At 44.5% G+C, this 21,577-nt stretch carries 18 protein-coding genes; 13 read left to right on the plus strand and 5 right to left on the minus strand.

Features of this window, described 5'->3' with window-relative positions; genetic code table 11:
- Positions 1-95 precede the first annotated feature (95 nt).
- Together DDR33_RS15420 and DDR33_RS15425 are read right to left on the minus strand one after the other, a co-directional pair.
- Positions 96-1,601: an FAD-dependent oxidoreductase gene (locus tag DDR33_RS15420; RefSeq protein WP_109416699.1), complete on the minus strand. Its 1,506-nt coding sequence runs from the start codon at positions 1,599-1,601 to the stop codon at positions 96-98.
- A 91-nt stretch (positions 1,602-1,692) separates the two neighbouring features.
- Entirely contained in the window at positions 1,693-2,913 is a 1,221-nt protein-coding gene (locus DDR33_RS15425) for an MFS transporter (RefSeq protein WP_109416700.1), read from the minus strand.
- A gap of 145 nt (positions 2,914-3,058) precedes the next feature.
- Here DDR33_RS15425 and DDR33_RS15430 point away from each other — a divergent pair, with 145 nt between their 5' ends.
- The 6 genes from DDR33_RS15430 to DDR33_RS15455 all read left to right on the plus strand — a co-directional run bounded on the left by DDR33_RS15430 (position 3,059) and on the right by DDR33_RS15455 (position 9,855).
- Positions 3,059-5,047, plus strand: coding sequence for a tetratricopeptide repeat-containing sensor histidine kinase (locus tag DDR33_RS15430; protein ID WP_146198781.1), 1,989 nt, complete (start codon positions 3,059-3,061; stop codon positions 5,045-5,047).
- Positions 5,048-5,168: 121 nt separating this feature from the next.
- Positions 5,169-6,503 carry a cytochrome ubiquinol oxidase subunit I gene (locus DDR33_RS15435; RefSeq protein WP_109416702.1) on the plus strand — a complete coding sequence of 445 codons (1,335 nt, stop codon included), beginning with the start codon at positions 5,169-5,171 and terminating at the stop codon, positions 6,501-6,503.
- 2 nt (positions 6,504-6,505) lie between these two features.
- Complete coding sequence (locus tag DDR33_RS15440) at positions 6,506-7,531, plus strand: cytochrome d ubiquinol oxidase subunit II (RefSeq protein ID WP_109416703.1); 1,026 nt, start codon at positions 6,506-6,508, stop codon at positions 7,529-7,531.
- Positions 7,532-7,629: 98 nt separating this feature from the next.
- A complete protein-coding gene (gene epsC / locus DDR33_RS15445) occupies positions 7,630-8,439 on the plus strand; it encodes a serine O-acetyltransferase EpsC (RefSeq protein WP_109416704.1) in 810 nt (269 codons plus the stop codon).
- A 51-nt stretch (positions 8,440-8,490) separates the two neighbouring features.
- Positions 8,491-9,363 carry a cysteine synthase CysM gene (cysM, locus tag DDR33_RS15450; protein ID WP_109416705.1) on the plus strand — a complete coding sequence of 291 codons (873 nt, stop codon included), beginning with the start codon at positions 8,491-8,493 and terminating at the stop codon, positions 9,361-9,363.
- A gap of 51 nt (positions 9,364-9,414) precedes the next feature.
- Positions 9,415-9,855 carry a hypothetical protein gene (locus tag DDR33_RS15455; RefSeq protein WP_109416706.1) on the plus strand — a complete coding sequence of 147 codons (441 nt, stop codon included), beginning with the start codon at positions 9,415-9,417 and terminating at the stop codon, positions 9,853-9,855.
- 30 nt (positions 9,856-9,885) lie between these two features.
- Here the strand turns inward: DDR33_RS15455 and DDR33_RS15460 are convergent, their stop codons facing one another.
- A complete protein-coding gene (locus tag DDR33_RS15460; RefSeq protein ID WP_109416707.1) occupies positions 9,886-10,905 on the minus strand; it encodes a threonine aldolase family protein in 1,020 nt (339 codons plus the stop codon).
- A 128-nt stretch (positions 10,906-11,033) separates the two neighbouring features.
- Between DDR33_RS15460 and DDR33_RS15465 the strand changes: the two genes are divergently transcribed.
- A complete protein-coding gene (locus DDR33_RS15465) occupies positions 11,034-11,888 on the plus strand; it encodes an N-acetylglucosamine kinase (protein ID WP_109416708.1) in 855 nt (284 codons plus the stop codon).
- Between the two features lie 70 nt (positions 11,889-11,958).
- Here DDR33_RS15465 and DDR33_RS15470 read toward each other — a convergent pair whose 3' ends face one another.
- Positions 11,959-12,699, minus strand: a complete 741-nt coding sequence (locus DDR33_RS15470) for an NUDIX hydrolase (protein WP_394341115.1) — start codon at positions 12,697-12,699, stop codon at positions 11,959-11,961.
- Between the two features lie 81 nt (positions 12,700-12,780).
- Between DDR33_RS15470 and pfkA the strand changes: the two genes are divergently transcribed.
- The 4 genes from pfkA (at position 12,781) to DDR33_RS15490 (ending at position 16,353) form a co-directional block, all read left to right on the plus strand.
- Positions 12,781-13,764, plus strand: a complete 984-nt coding sequence (gene pfkA, locus DDR33_RS15475; RefSeq protein WP_109416709.1) for a 6-phosphofructokinase — start codon at positions 12,781-12,783, stop codon at positions 13,762-13,764.
- 4 nt (positions 13,765-13,768) lie between these two features.
- A complete protein-coding gene (locus DDR33_RS15480) occupies positions 13,769-14,617 on the plus strand; it encodes a hypothetical protein (protein WP_109416710.1) in 849 nt (282 codons plus the stop codon).
- Positions 14,618-14,621: 4 nt separating this feature from the next.
- Entirely contained in the window at positions 14,622-15,617 is a 996-nt protein-coding gene (gene gap / locus DDR33_RS15485) for a type I glyceraldehyde-3-phosphate dehydrogenase (protein ID WP_109416711.1), read from the plus strand.
- 151 nt (positions 15,618-15,768) lie between these two features.
- On the plus strand, positions 15,769-16,353 hold the full coding sequence (locus DDR33_RS15490) for a hypothetical protein (protein WP_109416712.1): 585 nt from the start codon (positions 15,769-15,771) through the stop codon (positions 16,351-16,353).
- A gap of 75 nt (positions 16,354-16,428) precedes the next feature.
- Here DDR33_RS15490 and glgB read toward each other — a convergent pair whose 3' ends face one another.
- The gene (gene glgB, locus DDR33_RS15495; RefSeq protein ID WP_109416765.1) at positions 16,429-18,399 is read right to left on the minus strand and encodes a 1,4-alpha-glucan branching protein GlgB; all 1,971 of its coding nucleotides are present in this window, start codon (positions 18,397-18,399) and stop codon (positions 16,429-16,431) included.
- Between the two features lie 370 nt (positions 18,400-18,769).
- Between glgB and DDR33_RS15505 the strand changes: the two genes are divergently transcribed.
- On the plus strand, positions 18,770-21,205 hold the full coding sequence (locus DDR33_RS15505) for a penicillin acylase family protein (protein WP_109416714.1): 2,436 nt from the start codon (positions 18,770-18,772) through the stop codon (positions 21,203-21,205).
- Positions 21,202-21,564, plus strand: a complete 363-nt coding sequence (locus tag DDR33_RS15510) for a hypothetical protein (protein ID WP_109416715.1) — start codon at positions 21,202-21,204, stop codon at positions 21,562-21,564. The genes DDR33_RS15505 and DDR33_RS15510 overlap by 4 nt, the downstream gene beginning before the upstream one ends.
- Positions 21,565-21,577 lie beyond the last annotated feature (13 nt).

Below are 21,577 nucleotides of genomic sequence, written 5' to 3' on the forward strand. Positions count from 1 at the left end.
GTTTGGAGGAAGCTGCTTGTATAAAGCAGCTTCTCTTTTTTGTTACCAGATCCAGCTTGTGGAAATCAGCAGTACTCTGCATGATTAAGCCATAACTAAGCATCGGTTCCGCCCTGGATTTTTTTTAACGGATGAATGGCCGGGCCTTCCAGTACTTCTCCATGTTTCGAAAAGCGGCTTCCGTGGCATGGACAGTCCCACGATTGGTCCGCTGTATTCCAGTGAACAACACAACCCATATGCGGGCATATCGCAGAAACAATATGCAATTCGCCTGTACCGTCACGATGAACTGCATATTTGGAACCTTCCAGTTCCATGATCTTTCCTTCGTATGTTTTTACTTCCGCAAAACTGTCTGCATCTGTACTCAGAAAATCCTTCGCCATTTCGTAGGCTACGTTCACATTTTCTTTTAAAAAATTAGAGGCAGATGCCAGCGGGGTGATCCTTGAGGCATCGTATGTTTTGCTCCATTTGTTAGATTTGCCCAGGATATCATCTGAAATGATCATAGCAGCCAAAGTACCGTATACCAGTCCATCGGCACCAAAACCAGTAGCAATATATATCTTTGAATTACCCGACGAAAGGCCTATATAAGGAATGCTGTCAGCAGGCTTGTATTGCTGTGCCGACCATTTATACAGCACTTCCCCTACATCAAAACGCTTACGGAGGAAAGCTTCGAGCTTTTCATAACATTCGAGATTCTCTTCTTTCTGGCCTACCTTGTGCATCTGCCCCAGGACCATAATAATACGTCCTTCTTCAGCGTCAAAGGTACGCACAGAGTAATGTTCGGATTCCTGCATTTCCCAATATATCCCGGATTCAGGATACTTGTCTTTGACGAGAGCAGCCACAGCATATTCCCGGTATGATCCCATGGAAGCATGTACCATGTAAAGACCTTTAGGTGTATGGGTAGCCATAATCACTTTTGGAGCAGTTACTTTTCCATTATCCGTCTCAACTGAACACAACTCACCTTCTTCCACTTTCATCACGGGACTGTATTCGTATATGCGGCAATTACCCGTATTGATCTTAGAAGCAAGGGACACAACGTATTCATAAGGATTAAACTGGGCCTGCCCCGGAATCGTAAAACCGTCCTCCACGGGGGCAGGATACGGGACATTCCGCTGTACAGTTAAACCTGCCCCAACTGCCGCTGTCCTCTCCTGATCGATAAATTTCTTCCGGTAACCATCAACTGTAAAAAGGCTCCATGGAACATGCCTGAAATCGCATTCAATAGCATTTACATCAATTATTTGTTTAATAAGCTCAATGGCGGCCGCCCTTGACTCTACGACTTCTGCAAGTGTCTTCTCATTAAACTTCGATGAGATCGAATGAAGCCCTTCCCCTCCTACTGTTGAATACAAGTTGCCTGTAGAATAGCCTGTAGAGCTCTGTCCGACTTTTAAAGCTTCGAGCACGACCACCGACTTCCCTGCAATTGCCAGCAGGTAAGCCGCTGTGATGCCGGTTATTCCGCCTCCGACAATAACGACGTCAGCGTCAATTTCTCCATTTAACCGAGGAAATGAAGGTGCTTCGACCTCATTCCTCCATACTGAAAGGTTTTTCATATGTTTTACTCAGGTAGTTTTAAAAGATTAAATCCAAACGGAGGTTAAAAGTTTTAATTTTTAATTCCTGAGGCGAGCGAGCTACCCGGCTTTACCTTTTTTCCGGCGCGTGTCTCACCCGAAGAGCCAGCAAAAGCCCAAACATAACAGGAATACCGATTGCCAGTACAAAAGCAGTCCATCCCCAGTGATGCATCACAACACCGGTACCCGAGCCAAGAATACTTGAGCCTAGATAGTAAAAAAGGAAGTACATGGAGATACTGGTGGATCGTTGTAAGGGAATATACTGGGCTACTACACGGCTTACAACTGCATGGGCTCCAAAGAACACAAAGGTAAACGCACCCAGGCCAAGGGTTAATGCCAGCAGGCTGGATGGTAAAAATAGAGACAAGGAAATAAGCATACACAGCATCATCAATGACAGGACTTTGCCGGTGCCAAACCGGTCAGACAATATCCCGCCGGAAATAGAACCAATGCTGCCAACAATGTACATCAGATATATCAGTGCTATCTGATGATGAGGGAGGCTGAAGGGCGGATTTTCGAGCCGGAACCCCAGATAGTTATAAACACTTACAAAGCACCCGAGAAGGATAAAACCTAGTATAAATAAAGAGAACAAAACAGGTACATGCAACTGTCTGCGCATTTCGCCCAGCTTCTTCCGGATATTGATCCGCACAGGAGTAAAATGTAGAGATTCCGGCGCTATTCTAGCGAAGATCAAACCTCCTGCCAGGCAAAGAAAGCCGATGATAAAGGCAGCCCACTGCCAGGAAAACCAGCCTGTCAGCAAGGTGGTGACGATCCGGCCGCTCATTCCTCCAACTGCATTACCGGCAATGTTCATGCTGGTGACAGTTCCCAGGACTGAAGGATGAACTTCTTCCGCTATATATGCCACGACTACAGAGGCAGAGCCGGCAAGTAAAATGCCCTTAAGGGTATTCATCGCTATCAGTAACCAGAAGTTGCCCGCCAGCGAGGAGAGTATTGTCAGCAGGGAAGAACTGATCAATGCTATACTGATCAGCTTCTTCCTGCTGATCAGATCCGCAAAGAAAATTCCGCAGAACAAGCCGATCGTCATTCCAAGGGTGGAAAAAGACACCGCAAAACTACTCTCTGCGGGGTTGATATTAAATTTTTTAGCCAGGTCGGGCATGATAGGCTGAAAAAGATATAACTGAGCGAAACAAGAAAGACCGACAAGAAAAATACACAGTCCCAGTTGCCTTACCCCTTTGTGATTATTTGTATTGACGGCGTTGGTTGGCTCAGCCGAACCAATAGCTGAATTCATCCGGCAAATTTCTCACGCAAAAGCGAATAAACCTAATTTGATTTTTTATTAACATATATATAAATAAATATTTTCCATGCTCAATATTACAGCCTATCTTTACGTTGATCTTTATACTGAGCTATAGGGATTTATTTTGGTGATTGTGTTTTTCAGGTTAGTTTCTTTTTTCATTTTAGTACTTTTTTGTTCGTCCGGATTCTGCAAACAGCGTGATAAACCGCCCTATCAAACTGACCAAAAACAAGACATCCGGTATTATGAGAAACTGGTAAAAGGATACCGGTACTACAAGCCGGACTCTGCACTTTTCTTTGCGCAAAAAGGTATTGTTCTGGCCCAGAAGGAACGCGACAGCACCGGCCTTGCCCTGATGCTGAACCAGCTTGGAATGATTGAAGATAACTTCGGGAAATTCATTTCGTCCAGGCGGGAGTATCTTCGCGCTAAAGGCATTTACAAAGCATTAAACAATAAGAAGGGCGAGGCCGCAGTGACTATCCGGCTTGGTGTCGTCGAATTGAGAAAGGGAAATTATGACCGTGCTATCGGATATTTCCTGGAAGCACTGCAATTAAGCGAAGCCATTCATGACAAGGCGGGCGTCATGGAAGCAAATTTAACTCTTGCAGAGGGGTACTTAGGACAAAAAGAATATCAGACGGCTCTTAAATATCTTAAATCAGCTGAGCGGCTGGACAAAAAGCTGCCTTTCTCAAGTCTTTCTCTGAATATCTGCAATAACTTCGGTATCATATACAGGGAACTCAGTCAGTTTAAGTTAGCGAAAGCATACATTGAAAAAGGGATCCACCTGAGTGACAAGCCGGAATTATGGGGCTTGCACATTACACTCCTCAATAACCTCGCTTCTGTTTATGCGGAACAGGGATTTAAGGACAAATCAATCCGGCTGTTATTCGCAGCCCTTCAAAAATCAAGGGATATACAGAATTATATACGAGAGCTGCAGACACTGACGGCACTGGCAGATGTATTTGGAAAAGACCAGCCCGGTAAAAGTCTTTTCTACCTGAAACAGGCCTTAAAGCTTGCCCGGGAAAAGGGGGCCCATAAACAGGAAATTGATCTTCTTCAAGCAATGGGGAATCTTCATAAACACATGGGGAACTACCGCCAGGCTCTCCAGCTAAAAGAGCTAAGCTACGCTCTTGCTGACAGCTTTTACTATAATGACATGTCTCAGCAGATATCCAATCTGCAAGCCGAATACGAGCTCAGCAAATCAAAGGAGCGGGTACAGGAACTAAGATATCAAAACAAACAACAAGGTTTTGAGAGGAAGATCATCCTGAGTGTTACAGCGTGTATCATTTTAGTGCTCATTATTGTCGCATGGTTTTATTTACGAACCAAAAAGCTCAATAACCTGCTCAACAAGGCGAATACAAGTCTTAAAGAATCAAATACAGTAAAGGACAAGTTCTTCTCTATTCTGGCACATGATCTGCGCCTTCCTATCGCTTCTGTGATTAACCTTCTTTACATTATTGACGACGAAGACATCAGTCCGGAAGAAAGACATGAAATTATCAATAAACTCATTGTAAACTGTAATGCCTCGCTGTCTACGCTCAACCAGTTACTGAAATGGGGAGAAATGCAAATCAAAGGAATACGGCTAAACCCGGTACCTTTCCGGCCCGGCGAAATTATTGAAAGAAATATCAACCTTCTCTCGGCAGCGGCGGAAGAAAAAGCAATCTCAGTAATCAATATGACAGGAGGCTCCGTTCAGTTGTTCTCTGATCCGGATCACTTCGACTTTGTTATCCGCAACCTTTTATCCAATGCCGTTAAATTCACTCACGACGGCGGATCTGTTATCATACAATCAGAAGCACTAGGTAAAAAAATGGTCAAATTTACAGTGAAGGATTCGGGAGTGGGCATTGAAGCAGAAAGGATCCCCGGCATTTTCGAAATAAGCAACATGAGCACCCAAGGCACTAATAATGAAAAGGGTACCAGCCTGGGGCTGATCATGTGCAAGGATTTTATAGAAGCAAACAAAGGCTCTATCGAAGTTAAGAGCGAGATCGGAAAAGGCTCCGAGTTCATTTTTATCCTCCGGGCTTTCGAAGAAGGCCAGTTCAGGGCTTCCCTCAATTGAAATTGACCGTATAAATAGTTAATATTGCAGCAGTCAATACACATCCGCACTATTAAGGCGGCCTGTTATAAATGCATATCTTAAGTTCTCTAGAAGCTCTTAAGACAAAAAAAATCTTAGTATGGACGATTTTATAGCAGCCAGGTCACAAATGGCCCTTTCTCTGGGATTTCATATCATATTTTCCTGTATAGGAATGGTTATGCCTTTCTTTATGGCCGTGGCGCATTATTACTGGCTTAAGACCAATGATCATGTATATCTGAACATTACAAAAGCCTGGAGTAAGGGAGTGGCCATCTTCTTTGCGACCGGAGCTGTGTCGGGAACGGTTCTTTCATTTGAGCTCGGACTTCTGTGGCCTACGTTCATGAAACACGCCGGGCCTATATTCGGCATGCCTTTTTCACTTGAAGGAACTGCTTTTTTCATTGAAGCGATAGCCCTTGGTTTCTTCCTCTACGGATGGAACCGGTTTAACCGCTGGTTTCACTGGGTAACAGGGGTAGTGGTAGGTGTCAGCGGGCTTCTTTCCGGAATCCTGGTGGTTGCAGCAAATGGCTGGATGAACAGCCCCTCCGGCTTTGACTACATTAACGGCCAGTATCTGAATATCGATCCTATAAAAGCCATGTTCAATGATGCCTGGTTTTCTCAGGCGCTGCATATGTGCCTGGCTGCTTTTGCCGCTACAGGGTTTGCTGTTGCAGGTATTCATGCGCTTATGATACTGAAAGGCAGAAATGTTGCATTTCACAGTTATGCGTTTAAGATAGCTGCTGTGTTCGGTGGCATTGCCGCCATTCTTCAGCCTCTCAGCGGCGACATTTCAGCGAAAGATATTGCAGGCAGGCAACCTGCCAAGCTCGCAGCGATGGAAGCTCATTACCATACATCGAAATCAGCACCGCTCATTATAGGAGGGATTCCTGACGACGAAGCAAAAGAAGTGAAGTATGCGGTCAAGATACCCGGGATGCTCAGTTTTCTGGCGACGGGTGATCTGAATGGAGAAGTTAAGGGACTCGACAGTATCCCTGCGGAAGACCGGCCACCTGTGGCAATAACCCATTTTGCTTTTCAGATAATGGTTGGTTGCGGAATGCTGATGCTGACAATAGCCCTCTTTTATTTCTTCGCTATCTGGAAAAAGAAGGAATGGCTTCGGAAAAGATGGCTCCTTTCTCTTTTTGTTCTTGCTACTCCTCTCGGATTCATCGCCGTTGAAGCGGGCTGGACAGTGACCGAGGTAGGCAGACAACCATGGATCATCCAGGGGATCATGCGTACGGCCGACGCAGTGACTCCTATGCCGGGGATCGTGTATTCTTTTTATATGTTCACCGGAGTTTATATATCTCTTTCCCTTGTGGTGATATTCCTGCTCTACCGGCAAATCAGAATGGTTGACAAGCTATACGATGTCCCTCCCTATTCACCTCAAACTAAAGACTGATTATGTTATACGTGGTAATCGTTTATCTCTGGGCTGCTATTCTTCTTTATCTCTTACTCGGGGGTGCTGACTTCGGGGCGGGGATCATTGAGCTCTTTACATCTCCGGCAAACAAGAAAAGTACGCGAAAAACCATGTACAGGGCAATAGGACCGGTATGGGAAGCCAACCACATGTGGCTTATTATCACCATCGTGATCCTGTTTGTGGGTTTTCCGGCAATTTATTCGACCATGTCTCTCTACCTGCATATCCCTCTGGTAATCATGCTTCTCGGTATTATTGCGCGGGGTACGGCGTTTACCTTCAGGCACTATGATGCCGTTGTAGATGATATGCAGGAGATCTACAATAAGATCTTCGTTTACTCGAGCTTTGTTACACCGCTGTTTCTCGGCATAATTGCTGGAAGTACGGTATCAGGGCAGATAGACACACAGGCTTCGACCTTCCTTTCCGCTTACATACAGCCCTGGTTTAACTGGTTCTGTATAGCGGTAGGATTTTTTACAGTGGCTATCTGCGGCTTCCTGGCGGCTGTTTACCTGATAGGAGAAGCGGGTAGTGAAGCAGACAGGCGGATGTTTATCCGAAAAGCCAGGCAAATGAATATTGCAGCCGTGATATGCGGAGGAATTGTTTTTGTAATAGCCTATGCACAAGGAATACCTCTCATCCGGTGGACATTTGGAAATCCTTTGGGGCTTGCCGCGATCATCGCTGCGACCCTATCCCTCGTCCTCCTTTGGTATCTCCTCAATAAGGGAAAAACAAAAATATTGCGTATCCTGGCCGGGTTTCAGGTGACGATGATACTTTTTGCGGCTACTGTTGACCATTTTCCCAATATTGTCGTGCTTAAGAATGGAGAGTATCTTTCTTTGCTTGAGCACAGCGGTCATGAGAAAGCGATCAGCGTGCTTGCACTCGCGTTGTTGCTCGGCAGTATTTTTATCCTGCCCGCTCTTTTTTACCTCATTTATAGTTTTCAGAAGAAAAGCAGTGCTTCAGGTTCGGGAATTGCTTAACAGAAAGTCACCTGCGATGTATTGGAAGCCCTGGTCTTTTTTAAATAAAAAAGATACTTTTTCCCTAACATTGCGGATATTGTATCAAGCTCAGAAAAATGGATAAAGACTTTTATCAGCATATTTTTGATAAACACCGGCATATTGAAGCTGTTCCTTCTAACAAGGAAATAGCGTCGTGGGCTTTGGGCCTCATCCGCTTATTGTATCCCGAACAGTCAAAACGTCTTTTCCATTCAACACAGGAAATAGAAGATGAACTGGAAGCGTCGGAAATCCTCCTGAAAAATATCATGGACTCGACAGGGGCCTGTAACCACTGCGACAACAGGGAAAAGGCGGCAGAATTCTTTTCGCGCATCCCGGATCTCTATCAGACTCTCAACACGGATATCACGGCTATCCTGGAAGGGGATCCGGCAGCAAAAAGCGAATTTGAAGTCATCCGTGCATATCCGGGTTTCTATGCCATTTCTTTCTACAGAGTGGCCCATGCCCTGCTTCAGCTTGATATTCCGCTCATCCCGAGAATCTTAACGGAATATGCACATTCGAAAACAGGGATCGATATCCACCCGGGAGCAGTAATAGGAGAATACCTGTACATCGATCATGGAACAGGAATTGTTATAGGAGAGACCACGCAGATCGGACACCACGTGAAGTTATACCAGGGGGTTACGCTGGGAGCTTTAAGTGTTGAAAAAAACATGGCTTCTGTTAAAAGGCATCCTACGGTAGGCGACCATGTGGTGATATATTCCGGAGCAACCATTCTGGGGGGCGACACTGAAATTGGCAGTCACAGCATCATTGGAGGGAACGTTTGGCTGACCAAAAGCGTCCCGGCTTGTTCTGTCGTATATCATGACCCGCAGATAAAGGTACTGGAGCGGAAATTAAAGTAGAGATATCTGCAAAGCAAGATAAACTTACCTGAAAAATTTAAAGAATAACCAATGGCAGGAATAACAGAACTCGTGGGGAACACCCCGCTTGCTGAGATAAAGAGGCTCAATAGCAATAAAAACGTTAAGATATATGCCAAGCTGGAAGGCAGCAATCCGGGAGGCAGTGTGAAGGACAGAGCTGCGTTGTCGATGATCAGGAGTGCTATTGATCGCGGAGATATAAAACCCGGTACAAAGCTGGTTGAAGCAACCAGCGGCAATACGGGAATTGCACTGGCCATGATGGCGCGTCTCTTCGACCTTGAAATTGAACTGATCATGCCTTCGAGTTCCACCCGGGAAAGGACCCTTACGATGGAGGCCTTCGGTGCCAAAGTGATCCTGATGGACAACATGGAAGTCTGCCGGGACTATGCTGAAGAAAAAGGGGCCACTTCAGAATATTTCCTTCTCAACCAGTTTGCAAATCCCGATAACTACCTGGCTCATTACAGAACCACTGCACCGGAAATATGGAGAGATACCGAGGGAACCATTACCCATTTTGTCAGTGCAATGGGAACCACCGGAACAATCATGGGAAATTCCATGTACCTGAAGGAGCAAAATCCTGCTATTCAGATCGTTGGCTGTCAGCCAACTGAAGAGTCTTCCATTCCCGGGATCCGCCGCTGGCCGGAAGAATATCTGCCTAAGATATTTGACCCCTCGCGCGTTGACCGGGTGATTGATATCTCTCAGCAGGATGCTACCGAGATGACGAGAAAGCTTGCCCGGACAGAAGGTATATTCGCAGGAATGAGTAGCGGAGGTGCAGCTCACGCAGCTTTGAAGATTGCGGAAGAGCTGGAATCAGGGGTGATTGTATTTATCGTATGCGACCGCGGCGACCGTTATCTGAGCAGCGATCTTTTCGGATAAACAGCTACGACGGCAAAACAATTCAGGCTGATTTTTCTTTTAATTCTACTTATGAAATTATTATCAGCTATGGTTGGGGGACTCGCGGGGGCTGTTGCGGTCACCCTTATTCACGAGGTTGTTAAACGGGTCGAATCTGAAGCACCCAGAATGGACTTACTTGGCATGGAAACACTCTCGAAAGTGCTCAGGCATGCGGATCAGCCGGTACCCGGTCGTGACGACCTGTTTAAAGCTACCCTTGCCGGAGATTTGATCAGCAACGCAGCTTACTATAGCTTTGCCGTTGCATCTAACAGGAAGATCTGGACAGGAGGTACCTTACTGGGCCTTGCGGCAGGCATCGGTGCAGTGGTATTACCAAAGTACCTGGGATTGAACCCTGCATACAGCAACAAAACCGCCAAAACTCAGATTATCACCACCTCTTTATACCTGGCAGGCGGCATTATTGCCTCTGCTGTTGCAAAGAAACTGGAAAAGAAACGATAATAAGCCGGAGGGACGTGAGGAGTAAGCTGCTTACAGAACCTGCTTCAGTATATTGGCTGTATAGTCGATCATATCCGGAGTAACATCCAGGTGTGTAACGAAACGAATGGACTGATGTCCGAACTTACTGCACTTTATTCCCCGAGATTCCATGCGTGAGATAAAAGAATCAGGGTTTACATCGTGATTAAGTTTAAAGATTATAATGTTGGTCTCCACCGGCATTACGTGATCAATAAAAGGCAGTGTTTCGAGTGCCTGGCCAATTATGCGCGCATGTAAATGATCTTCCTTCAGGCGTTCAACATGATGGTTGAGGGCATAAAGTCCGGCAGCGGCAAGGTACCCCGCCTGCCTCATTCCTCCTCCCAGTACTTTGCGAACTCTTTTTGCCTTTCGGATCATGTCAGTAGTTCCCATCAGCACAGATCCGACAGGCGCACCAAGGCCTTTGGAGAGACATACGGAGATGCTGTTAAACAGCCTTCCATAATCCTTCGGAGCATCTTTAGCTTCTGTCAAAGCGTTAAAAATCCTCGCGCCATCCAGATGCAGGCAGAGGTTCTTTAATCTGGATAAATGGTATATAGGTTCTATATCCTCTATTGTATAATAACTGCCACCGCCTTTATTTACGGTATTTTCAAGTACAATTAAAGAAGTAGCAGAATAGTGAATGTCCCTGGGATTAATATGAGGCTCTATAAGTTCTGCCGATAGTCGTCCGCGGTCGCCTCTGAGTAGTTTCACCGAGGCAGCTGAATTGAAAGCGATCCCGCCACCTTCGTACCTGTAAACATGTGAGGATTCATCACAGATCACTTCGTCCATGGGTTGGGTTTGCGCTTTAATAGCAATCTGATTAGCCATTGTGCCTGAGGGACAAAACAAACCTGCCTGCATACCGAACATTTCGGAGAGCTTTTCTTCGAGTTCGCAAACCGTTTCGTCTTCCTCCAGTACATCATCTCCCACTTTTGCGGCAAACATGGCTTCCAGCATCCCGGGGGTAGGCTTTGTTACGGTATCACTTCTAAGGTCAACTATCATAAAGGTAAACTGTTATATGCTTTGTGCAATAATGCCATTAAAAAAACAAAGTTTTATTTACAATCTTAAAGAATTATTTACTTTTAGCGTTTATTTTAAGTATATATTTTTTATTATTTATAGAAACCATGATTATCATTGCAGACGGGGGATCAACAAAAACAAACTGGTGTCTCCTCAACAACGAAAACAAGAAAATCTATTTTAACACGGAAGGATACAATCCTTACTTTGTTTCAAAAGAATATGTGATTGAGTCTCTGAAGAAGAACTTGCCTGATGATCTGGAATTTGAAAAAATAACAGAAGTTAACTTTTACGGAGCTGGTGTACATAACGATGAAAAGATTGCAATTCTGGAAGAAGCCCTGAGTACAGTGTTCACGAAGAGTGAAATTTTTGTAGGACACGACCTGCTGGCAGCCGCCCGTGCTCTGCTCGGAAACCAGGCTGGATTTGCAGCGATCCTCGGAACTGGAACCAATACCTGTATCTATGATGGTGAGGGTGTTGAATACCAGATTGATTCAGCAGCTTATATCCTGGGCGATGAAGGCAGCGGTTGCTATATCGGCAAGAAACTCCTGACAGATTACTTACGAGGATATATGCCCAAAAATGTCAGGGACACATTCTGGAACACCTACAAACTTACACCCGACGATATCCAGGAAAACGTATACTCAAAGCCTCTGGCCAACCGCTTTTGTGCAAGCTTCAGCAAGTTTGTATACGACAATACGGATAACATCGAATATACTCACAACCTGGTTAAATCTTCGTTCACTGACTTCTTCAAAAACCTTGTAAGCCATTATCCTAACTATCAGGATTATGAGTTCAATTGCATCGGGTCTGTTGCTTACAATTTCAGGAATGTCCTGGAAGAAGTTGCCAACGAATACGGGATGAAGATGGGTATTATTATCCGCTCGCCAATAGATAATCTGGTTAAATATCACATAGAAAATAAAAGCAAATAACTGCTTTACTTCCGGCAGTTGGAAAAATGCGGGTACCGGTAAGGCCGGTCATGCTTCCGGCTGCCGGATATTAATGCCCGGCATCATCTTCCTTCATAAAAGAGAGTTCCTTCTGGAACAGTTTGTTATATTTCCTTCTGTCAAATTTATAATAAGCCGCAGCCCTGTACGACACTCCCTGCTGTTTTTCGTTCAGTTCCTTCAGAATGCCATAATTCAGCATCTTTTTCCTGAAATTACGCTTATCAAGCTTTTTGTTGAGAATGGCTTCGTAAAGATTCTGAAGCTGGGTAAGGGTGAACTTCTCAGGTAATAATTCAAAAGCAATGGGGGAATAACTTATCTTTCTCCTGATCTTCTGAAGGCTCTTTTCAAATATCTGCGTATGATCAAATGCGAGCTGCGGCACATCGGATACCGGACACCAGAAAGCTTTCTTCACAAACGCAGAAGACGGCTTCAGATCTTTTTTTCCATTTAACCTCATCATGGCATAATAAGCAATGGTGATGAGCCTCCCCTGGGGATGCCTGTCTACATCACCAAAGGTGTAAAGTTGCTCAAGAAAGATATCCTTCAAACCCGTAAACTTGAACAAAATACGCTGCGCTGCTTCGTCTATTCCTTCGTTGGGCTCTACCAGGTAACCCGGCAATGCCCACCAGTCTTTAAAAGGAGGCTCGTTGCGTTCTATTAAAAGTACCTTTAGTACACCCTCTTCAAAGCCAAAGATTACGCAGTCGACAGAGAAGACAGATTCGAATATGGGAAGTTCCTGTTCCAAAACAATTCCGGTTATGATTGTTGTCACAAAAATGGAAAAAAATATTAATTATTCTCTTAGTGTAGCACTTACACCTTATATTCGCCGTAAGTTTAAAAAAATACTACTATGGCCAGTATAAATAAGATCGGTGTTTTTACTTCAGGAGGTGATGCACCAGGAATGAATGCCTGTATTCGCGCGGTTGTCCGCACAGGTATTTATCTTGGTAAACAAGTAGTTGGAATTCACCAGGGGTACCAGGGAATGATAGACAAAAAGTTTACCGACATGGATGCCCGTTCAGTTAGAAATATTATCCAGCTCGGTGGAACTGTATTAAAAACAGCCAGATGTGTTGATTTCAGAACTTACGAAGGACGCGAAAAAGCCTATCAGAATCTTGTGGATGCAGGTATAGACGCACTTGTTCCTATCGGAGGTGACGGAACGTTTTCCGGGGCTGAAGAATTATCCAGAGAATTCAATATTCCGGTGATCTGTGTTCCCGGAACTATAGATAACGACCTTTATGGTTCTGATTTCACGCTGGGTTACGATACCGCAACCAATACAGTGATTGAAGCAATCGATAAGATCAGAGATACAGCGGCTTCCCACGACCGTCTTTTCTTCGTAGAAGTAATGGGACGGGATTCAGGATGTATCGCATTACACGCTGGTGTTGCAGGCGGCGCAGAAGCCATTCTCCTCCCTGAAAAAGAAACGGCCATCGACGATCTTATCCACAAACTGGAAGAAGGAGCACTGAGCAAAAAGAGCTCATGTATCGTGATTATCGCTGAAGGTGATAAGAACGGAGGTGCTTATAACGTAGCCAAAAGAGTTAAAGAGAAGTTCAACTTCTATGATATTAAAGTAACAATTCTCGGTCACCTTCAGAGAGGTGGAACTCCAAGCAGCTTCGACCGTGTTCTTGGCAGCCGCATGGGTTACGCAGCTGTGAAGTCTTTGATTGCCGGTGAAACGAGAAAAATGGTAGGTCTCCGCGGAAATGAAATTCAATTGACAGATTTAGTGGATGCAATTCACAATCATTCATTTAAATTGGAAGAGGATTTGCTGGATATGGCTACCATACTAGCTATCTAAAAATATGATTGCTGTCGTTTATAGTGGTTCACGTAATGCAGATTGGAAACTTTCAGAGAAGGGTAAAATCGTTTGTGACCTCAAAACGGCAGGAATTAATCCGTTTTTCAATGACGAAAGGGCCATTACGAGCATTCTGAATAAGAATAATGAGCTGATCAATCACGCCGAAGAAATAAAGAGAATTTATTTCTTCGGTGCTGGTGCATCCTCAAAAGAAAGACAGCAGGTAGTTGCAAGTGCCTTTTCTAACTTTTTCAGAAATAGCAAGATATCCGTTTCTCATGACTTAAAGGCAGCTGCACTTGCTACATGTGCCGATACTGCCGGTATTGTCGGAATTCTTGGCAGTGGTGCAAACGCTGCTTATTTTAACGGAAGAAGAATTGAACAGAATAATTTTGGAATGGGCTATATCCTGGCAGATGAAGGATCTTCCAATTGGCTGGGTCGCTCACTTCTCAGAGATTTCTTTACCGGCGTACTACCTGAAGAGTTTGAACAACGGTTTATCCAAAAATATAATCCAGACAGAAAACTGATCCTTGATAAGGTATATAAACAGACCAATCCTGTTTTATATCTCAGTTCATATACCGATTTTCTAATAGAAAACTTTGACCAGAACTATGTCAGAACACTTGTAAAAACGGGCTTTAAACAATATTTCGAAAATTATGTAATGCCGCTTGTCCATAAGCATCCGGGGCTTCCCCTGCATTTCACAGGACCAGTGGCTGCTGGTTTTCAGCAAACGCTGAATGAAACGGCTGCTGAAAACAATCTCATAATATCGTCTATTATTAAAAGGCCTATTTATAATATATTAAATTATTACACCAATAAAAATTAACAAAATGAAAGTAGGAATTAACGGATTCGGTCGTATCGGCCGTTTGGCATTCAGGGCTGCTATCGAACGCAGCGATATTGAAGTTGTTGGAATTAATGACCTGGTTGAGCCTGATTACATGGCTTACATGCTCAGATATGACTCAACTCATGGAAAATTTAACGGAACAATTGAAGTAAAAGACGGAAACCTGATTGTTAACGGTAAAACGATCCGTGTTACTGCAGAAAAAGACCCGGCAAACCTTAAATGGGATGAAGTAGGTGCTGAAGTGGTGATCGAGTCAACTGGCTTGTTCTTAACTCAGGAAACTGCCGGAAAACATATCCAGGCAGGTGCAAAAAAGGTAGTTATGTCAGCCCCTGCAAAAGATGACACTCCTACCTTCGTAATGGGCGTAAACCACAAAGAATTGAAAGCTGATCAGGCTATCGTTTCTAACGCTTCATGTACTACTAACTGTCTTGCTCCTATCGCAAAAGTATTAAATGACAAGTTCGGAATCGTTGAAGGTCTGATGAGCACTATTCATGCTGTTACAGCTACTCAGAAGACAGTTGACGGACCTTCAGCAAAAGACTGGAGAGGCGGACGTGGTGCTTACCAGAATATCATCCCTTCTTCTACCGGTGCTGCAAAGGCTGTAGCTTTAGTTATCCCTGCATTGAAGGGTAAACTTACAGGTATGTCTTTCCGCGTTCCTGTTCCTGATGTATCAGTTGTTGACTTAACTGTACGTCTTGACAAAGCAGCTTCATATGCTGATATTAAAGCAGCTATGAAAGAAGCTTCTGAAGGCGAATTAAAAGGAATTTTAGGCTACACTGAAGATGATGTAGTTTCTCAGGATTTCTTAACAGACGCCCGCACTTCAATTTTTGATGCAAAAGCAGGTATCGCCCTGAATGACAACTTTGTAAAAGTAGTTTCATGGTATGATAACGAATGGGGTTATTCTAACAAACTGATCGACCTTGTTCAGTTGATCGGAACTCTTTAATATTATCACTGATACCTTTTCCGGGTATCTGAAAAAGGAAAAAGCTTTGTTCTCGCAAGGCTTTTTCCTTTTTAGGGGGTACTCCTTATTGAGTTTACATTTAAAGCAACTATTCTCTGTTCCATTCGTAATAGCATATATAAAATGCATTATGAAAAAGAAAAATAATACACACGAACCGATTGCTACGGCAAAGAAACACTGGATAGTTTATGTTGTTCCGTCTTTACTTGTATTTTCCGGAGCTATTCTTCTAAGCAATGGAACCGTATCTCTGAAGACTTTGGGCGCCGCCCTGGCTTTGGCTGGAGTTGGGCTTGCCGTAAAGAGAGCCAATGAGAAATGGCATCTTACCGAAAATCATCTTGTTATGGAAACCGGAATTCTGCCCTGGTTCAAGAATTACATAGAAGTACCGGTTAAAGACATTTACAAGACCGACTTCAATACTGTAAAGATCGACTACAAGACGAGTTTCCGAAAGATCGGGTTAAAACGCCATTTTAATTCGATAGGTAATATTAGCACAAAAAGAAGGGACATGCAGTGCCGGGGCTTCAGTGCCAGTTATATTGCTCATCCGGAGATTTTCACAAGGAAGATGCAGCTGCATGTACAAAAGCAACCAGAGCACTCCCTTAATCAACTTTTTGAATTAAAAGAAAAGGGTGCTATTTCCGAGCATGAATTTAACATCATGAAACTAGGACACATCACCAAAATACATTTATCTTAACATTCCAAGAATTTCCTGTAAAAAATAAAAGCTGGCTCGCACGAGCCAGCTTTTATTTTTTACAGGAAATTTCATTTACCAGAATTTTGAATTCCTGTTAAATCTTTTCAACACCAGTGCAGAAAGCGGGGGTAGTTGCAATACCGCAGACTGGTCTCTTCCCTGCCAGGGTGTTGGCTGTGTGGTAATGGCATAGTTCAGTTCGTAACCGCTGCCATAATATTTTACCTCATCAGAATTAAAAATAATCTGCCAGTCGCCATGATGCGGCAGCCCAACACGGTAATCCTCTCTGGGTACCGGAGTCATATTAAGAACGATCACCAGCTTTTCTTCAAGTGAGTCCCCGTTCCTGCAATACACCAGCACTGAGTTCTCGGCGTCTCCCGATTCGATCCACCTGAAACCTTCCCACTCAAAATTCTTCTCATACAAGGCCCCTTCTGTGCGGTACAATGCATTCAGATCCTTTATTAATTCGCGGATTCCCTGATGCGGTTTAAAATCGAGCAAGTGCCAGTCGAGCGACTGCTCAAAATCCCACTCCCGGGTCTGGCCAAATTCGCCTCCCATAAACAAAAGCTTTGTTCCTGGATGCGTAAACATATATGAATATAATAGCCTCAGATTGGCAAACTTCTGCCATTCATCTCCAGGCATTTTATAAATGAGAGATTTCTTTCCGTATACTACTTCGTCATGAGACAGAGGCAGCATAAAGTTCTCGGTGAATGCATATACGGTACTGAATGTGATCTGCCCATGATAATATCTCCGGTGCACAGGATCTTGCTGAAAAAATTTCAACGTATCGTTCATCCAGCCCATCATCCATTTCATTCCAAACCCCAGTCCTCCGCTGAACACCGGTTTACTCACTCCGGGAAAAGCAGTGGATTCCTCTGCAATAGTTTGCACATCAGGAAACTGACCGTATACGGCCACATTTAGTTCCTTCATAAAGCTGATTGCTTCCAGATTCTCACGGCCTCCATACTGGTTAGGGATCCACTCCCCTTCCTTCCTTGAATAATCGCGATAAAGCATGGATGCTACGGCATCAACCCTCAGTCCATCTATATGATACCTGTCAAGCCAAAATAAAGCGTTGCTAATAAGGAAAGACCTTACCTCATTTCTTCCATAGTTAAAAATGTACGACTTCCAGTCGGGATGAAAGCCTTCTTTCTCATCCGCATGTTCATAAAGATGGGTACCATCAAACTTAAATAAGCCATGTACATCTCCCGGGAAATGAGAAGGAACCCAGTCAAGCACCACTCCTATTCCGTTTCTGTGAAGCTGCTCAATAAGATACATCAGGTCCTGAGGCGTTCCATACCTGGATGAAGCAGCATAATATCCCGTCACCTGGTAACCCCAGGATGGATAATAAGGGTGCTCCATGAGAGGCATAAACTCTACGTGTGTAAAACCCATCTCCTTTATATAGGGTACAAGTTTATCGGCAACCACCCGGTAACCCAGGAATTGATCGGGAGAATCCGGGCTTCTCATCCATGAACCCAGATGCACTTCATATACAGACCAGGGCTTTTTCAGGCCGTTATGTTCGAACCTGCTATTCATCCACTCTTTGTCGCTCCACTCGAACCATGTGTCCCATACAATGGAAGCAGTATGAGGCGGTTCCTCCCAGCGAAGAGCATAAGGATCTGCTTTCTCAAGCTCTTCACCAGATCCGGAGCGGATACAGTATTTGTATACTTCACCCACTCCAACATCAGGAATGAATCCTTCCCAGATACCTGAACTGTCCCAGCGGGAGAACAAATGATGGGCATCGCGGTTCCAGCCATTGAAATTTCCAACAACCGATACTTTCAGGGCATTAGGGGCCCAAACAGCAAAATAAGTTCCCGTCCTCTCCCCTTCAGGCTCTACAACATGCGATCCTAGCTTATCATAAAGTTTATAGTGCCTTCCCGCCTTAAACAGGTGGATATCATAATCCGTAAATCGGGAGTAGGCTATTACAGCATCGGTTTTCGGAGAGAGTTCTGAACTTTTTTTCCTGGACTTCATATTTGTTTCGTGCATTCAATAACATCTGTACACTGCTGAAGTTTTAAGCAGCCTTAATAACGGTTAAATATTCTTCTGTTTCTGTTTTTCACCTGGTTTTCCATCAACGAGCTGCCTGTCTATCGCCATTAACAGATCATTCAGTTCAAGCCGGTCCGGTTGAGCATATAGAGATATCAAAACAAGCAGTACTTTCCCTCTGCTGCCAAATATAATTAAATCCCGCAAATTCTGCATCGGATATGGCAATTCAGTCATCACGCTTCAAAAAACAGTTAAAACTACCTATATTTACGATAGAACAAACCGTTACCATCTATCTGATGAACCGAATGAAAAATGAAAAAATGAGTACAACCCAGCATTCCAAATGAAGATTCTGAAAGCCACTATTATACTACTCCTGCCTGTTGCTTTGATCATTATCCTCAATACAAAAGCCGGAAGCATTCCTCCTTTAGGAAAATTTTTTGATCCGTACAGGGGATTTTGGAATAATGCCGAGCAGCATGCTACGGCAGATGATGCCATTCCTTTAAAGGGCTTGAAAGGAGATGTTAAGATCACCCTGGATGACCATATGATCCCTCATATTTTCGCCCAGAATGATTATGACCTTTACTTCGCCCAGGGCTATATGACAGCCATGCACCGGCTTTGGCAAATGGACTTTCAATCCAGATACGCCGGAGGACGTCTTTCAGAGGTAGTAGGAGAAAAGGCACTTGAACTTGACCGCTACCAGAGGCGGATGGGAATGGTTTACGGAGCCGAAAACATGTTAAAGGAACTGGAGAAGCACCCCGAAATAAAAGCGGCCATTTATGCATATGCAGATGGGGTAAACGCCTACATTAAAACACTTAAGCCTGCTGACTATCCAATTGAGTTTAAAATACTGGATTACAAACCGGAGAAATGGGAGCCAATAAACACCGCGCTATTATTAAAACTGATGTCGGCAACTCTTGCTGGGGGATCTGATGAACTTTATATGAGCAATGCGCTCAAAAAGTTTGGAAAAGAAACGATTGACAACCTGTTCCCTGACGTTCCGTTCAGGGCAGACCCCATCATTCCTGCCGGAACAAAATGGGATTTCAAACGATTACCGCTGCCTATGCCACCGGATTCTCAACAAGCAGAAGAATTCCTGTCTTCTGTCAGAACCAGACAGAAAAAGGAAGGTATCGGGAGCAACAACTGGGCTATATCGGGAAGTAAAACAGCCAGTGGCTATCCTCTCCTTGCAAATGATCCCCATCTGGAACTCTCCCTGCCCTCTATCTGGTATCAGGTTCAGCTTTCTGCCCCCGGCAGCAACAGTTGTGGTGTCTCTATCCCTGGCGCACCATGTGTGATTATCGGGTTTAACCAGGACATCGCCTGGGGCGTTACCAATGTGGACGCAGACGTTCTGGATTTTTACAAGATCAGGTTCAGGGATTCTGCATTTAAAGAATACCGGTACAACAACATCTGGAAAAAGACGCAGCCGCGGCTTGAAAAAATTGTTGTCCGGGGAGGCGCAACGATAACAGATACTGTTTTCTACACGCATCATGGCCCGGTTGTCTATACCAGCAAGCCTGCGCGCTTCTCTAAAGCTCAAAACGTTCCCCAAGGATACGCTATGAGATGGATTGCCCACGACCCCTCGGCGGATGTAGCTACCTTTTACTATCTCAACCGTGCGCATAACTACTCTGACTATCGTAAAGCTCTTACCTATTATACAGCTCCCGCTCAAAATTTCGTCTTTGCAGATAATGAAAATAACATTGCCATTACTGCAAACGGATACATTCCAATGAAATGGCATGGACAGGGAAAATATCTGCTTGATGGCTCTCTGCCCGAAAACGACTGGCATGGGCGCATTCCGGCAGAACAGAACCCCTATGTAAGGAATCCTAAAAGAAATTTTGTCAGTTCTGCTAATCAGCCATCTGCAGATAATACCTATCCTTATTATATCAATTGGGAATTTTCCGGATATGAGAGGGCACACCGGATCAACACCCGGCTGACGACAATGTCTAAAGCTGACGTTGACAGTATGAGAGCATTGCAGAATGACAACTACAGCGTCCTGGCAAAAGAAGTTTTACCTCTTATGACGCAGCTGGTAAATACTGAACTCCTGAATGCGAGCCAGCGGAGAGCGCTTAACATAGTAAAAAACTGGAACATGAAATTTGATGCCGGTCAGATCGGAGCTTCAATTTTCGAGATATGGCAGAAAAACCTGTATAACAGGATATGGGCTGACGATTTCAATGATAAGCAGGCATTTATGCGATTCCCGTCGAGAGACAGGACGGTAGAGCTTCTGACCAGGGAACCTGCATCGCATTGGTTTGATGACGTCAGTACTCCGGAAAAGGAGACCAGGGAAGACCTGATCATCGCTTCCTTTAAAACTGCAGTAGACAGCCTTGAGCGCCGTTTCGGCCCGTTAAACAAGAAATGGAAGTGGGCCTATGTCAAACAAAGCCGGGTGAGCCACCTTGCAAAGATCGGGGGATTTGGTTCAGGTGTCCTGCTTAACGGGGGATCAAAGACTTCTGTTAATGCTTTAGGTGAAAGCCATGGCCCCTCCTGGAGGATGGTAGTCGCTTTAGGCAAACCGGTCAAAGGTTTTGGTGTCTTTCCGGGCGGCCAGTCGGGCAACCCCGGAAGCTTCTACTACGATGACATGATTGATACCTGGACAAAAGGAAAGCTGAATGAGTTGCTCTTCCTTCAATCCGCATCACAAAAAAACAATAGAATTATTCGTCACCTCACTCTGCAGAAACAATGAAATTTATGCTAAGCGGCCCCATTCTTCTGGCGTGCCTGATACTTCAGTTCTTTCTTCCATGGTGGATCATCGGCCCCGTGGCTTTTCTTTTTGCATTGTGGAGAGCTAGCAGCGGCAAACATGCCTTCAGGGCAGGATTCTCAGCAGCCTTCATCCTCTGGTTCTGCATGGCTATCATTAAAAGCTTTCCGAACCACAATATCCTCGCTAACCGGGTAGGGCAAATGTTTATGCTCCCCGGCTTGAAGTTAAACTGGCTCATTATGGCGTTCGTAGCTGCATTGATAGGCGGGTTAGCCGCCGGGCTGTCCGCATTTGCCGGATATTTCTGGAGGTTTTTGATCAGAAGAGATACCTGACGTATCTTTGCCT

Origin of the sequence: Pararcticibacter amylolyticus (assembly GCF_003130405.1) — a bacterium.
GTDB lineage: Bacteria > Bacteroidota > Bacteroidia > Sphingobacteriales > Sphingobacteriaceae > Arcticibacter > Arcticibacter amylolyticus.

What these genes read in the sequence shown, in the direction of transcription:
- DDR33_RS15420 (WP_109416699.1), bottom strand. Translation starts at nt 1,601, where the DNA reads ATGAAAAACCTTTCAGTATGGAGGAATGAGGTCGAAGCACCTTCATTT.
- DDR33_RS15425 (WP_109416700.1), bottom strand. Translation starts at nt 2,913, where the DNA reads ATGAATTCAGCTATTGGTTCGGCTGAGCCAACCAACGCCGTCAATACA.
- DDR33_RS15435 (WP_109416702.1), top strand. Translation starts at nt 5,169, where the DNA reads ATGGACGATTTTATAGCAGCCAGGTCACAAATGGCCCTTTCTCTGGGA.
- DDR33_RS15440 (WP_109416703.1), top strand. Translation starts at nt 6,506, where the DNA reads ATGTTATACGTGGTAATCGTTTATCTCTGGGCTGCTATTCTTCTTTAT.
- epsC (WP_109416704.1), top strand. Translation starts at nt 7,630, where the DNA reads ATGGATAAAGACTTTTATCAGCATATTTTTGATAAACACCGGCATATT.
- cysM (WP_109416705.1), top strand. Translation starts at nt 8,491, where the DNA reads ATGGCAGGAATAACAGAACTCGTGGGGAACACCCCGCTTGCTGAGATA.
- DDR33_RS15455 (WP_109416706.1), top strand. Translation starts at nt 9,415, where the DNA reads ATGAAATTATTATCAGCTATGGTTGGGGGACTCGCGGGGGCTGTTGCG.
- DDR33_RS15460 (WP_109416707.1), bottom strand. Translation starts at nt 10,905, where the DNA reads ATGATAGTTGACCTTAGAAGTGATACCGTAACAAAGCCTACCCCCGGG.
- DDR33_RS15465 (WP_109416708.1), top strand. Translation starts at nt 11,034, where the DNA reads ATGATTATCATTGCAGACGGGGGATCAACAAAAACAAACTGGTGTCTC.
- pfkA (WP_109416709.1), top strand. Translation starts at nt 12,781, where the DNA reads ATGGCCAGTATAAATAAGATCGGTGTTTTTACTTCAGGAGGTGATGCA.
- DDR33_RS15480 (WP_109416710.1), top strand. Translation starts at nt 13,769, where the DNA reads ATGATTGCTGTCGTTTATAGTGGTTCACGTAATGCAGATTGGAAACTT.
- gap (WP_109416711.1), top strand. Translation starts at nt 14,622, where the DNA reads ATGAAAGTAGGAATTAACGGATTCGGTCGTATCGGCCGTTTGGCATTC.
- DDR33_RS15490 (WP_109416712.1), top strand. Translation starts at nt 15,769, where the DNA reads ATGAAAAAGAAAAATAATACACACGAACCGATTGCTACGGCAAAGAAA.
- glgB (WP_109416765.1), bottom strand. Translation starts at nt 18,399, where the DNA reads ATGAAGTCCAGGAAAAAAAGTTCAGAACTCTCTCCGAAAACCGATGCT.
- DDR33_RS15505 (WP_109416714.1), top strand. Translation starts at nt 18,770, where the DNA reads ATGAAGATTCTGAAAGCCACTATTATACTACTCCTGCCTGTTGCTTTG.
- DDR33_RS15510 (WP_109416715.1), top strand. Translation starts at nt 21,202, where the DNA reads ATGAAATTTATGCTAAGCGGCCCCATTCTTCTGGCGTGCCTGATACTT.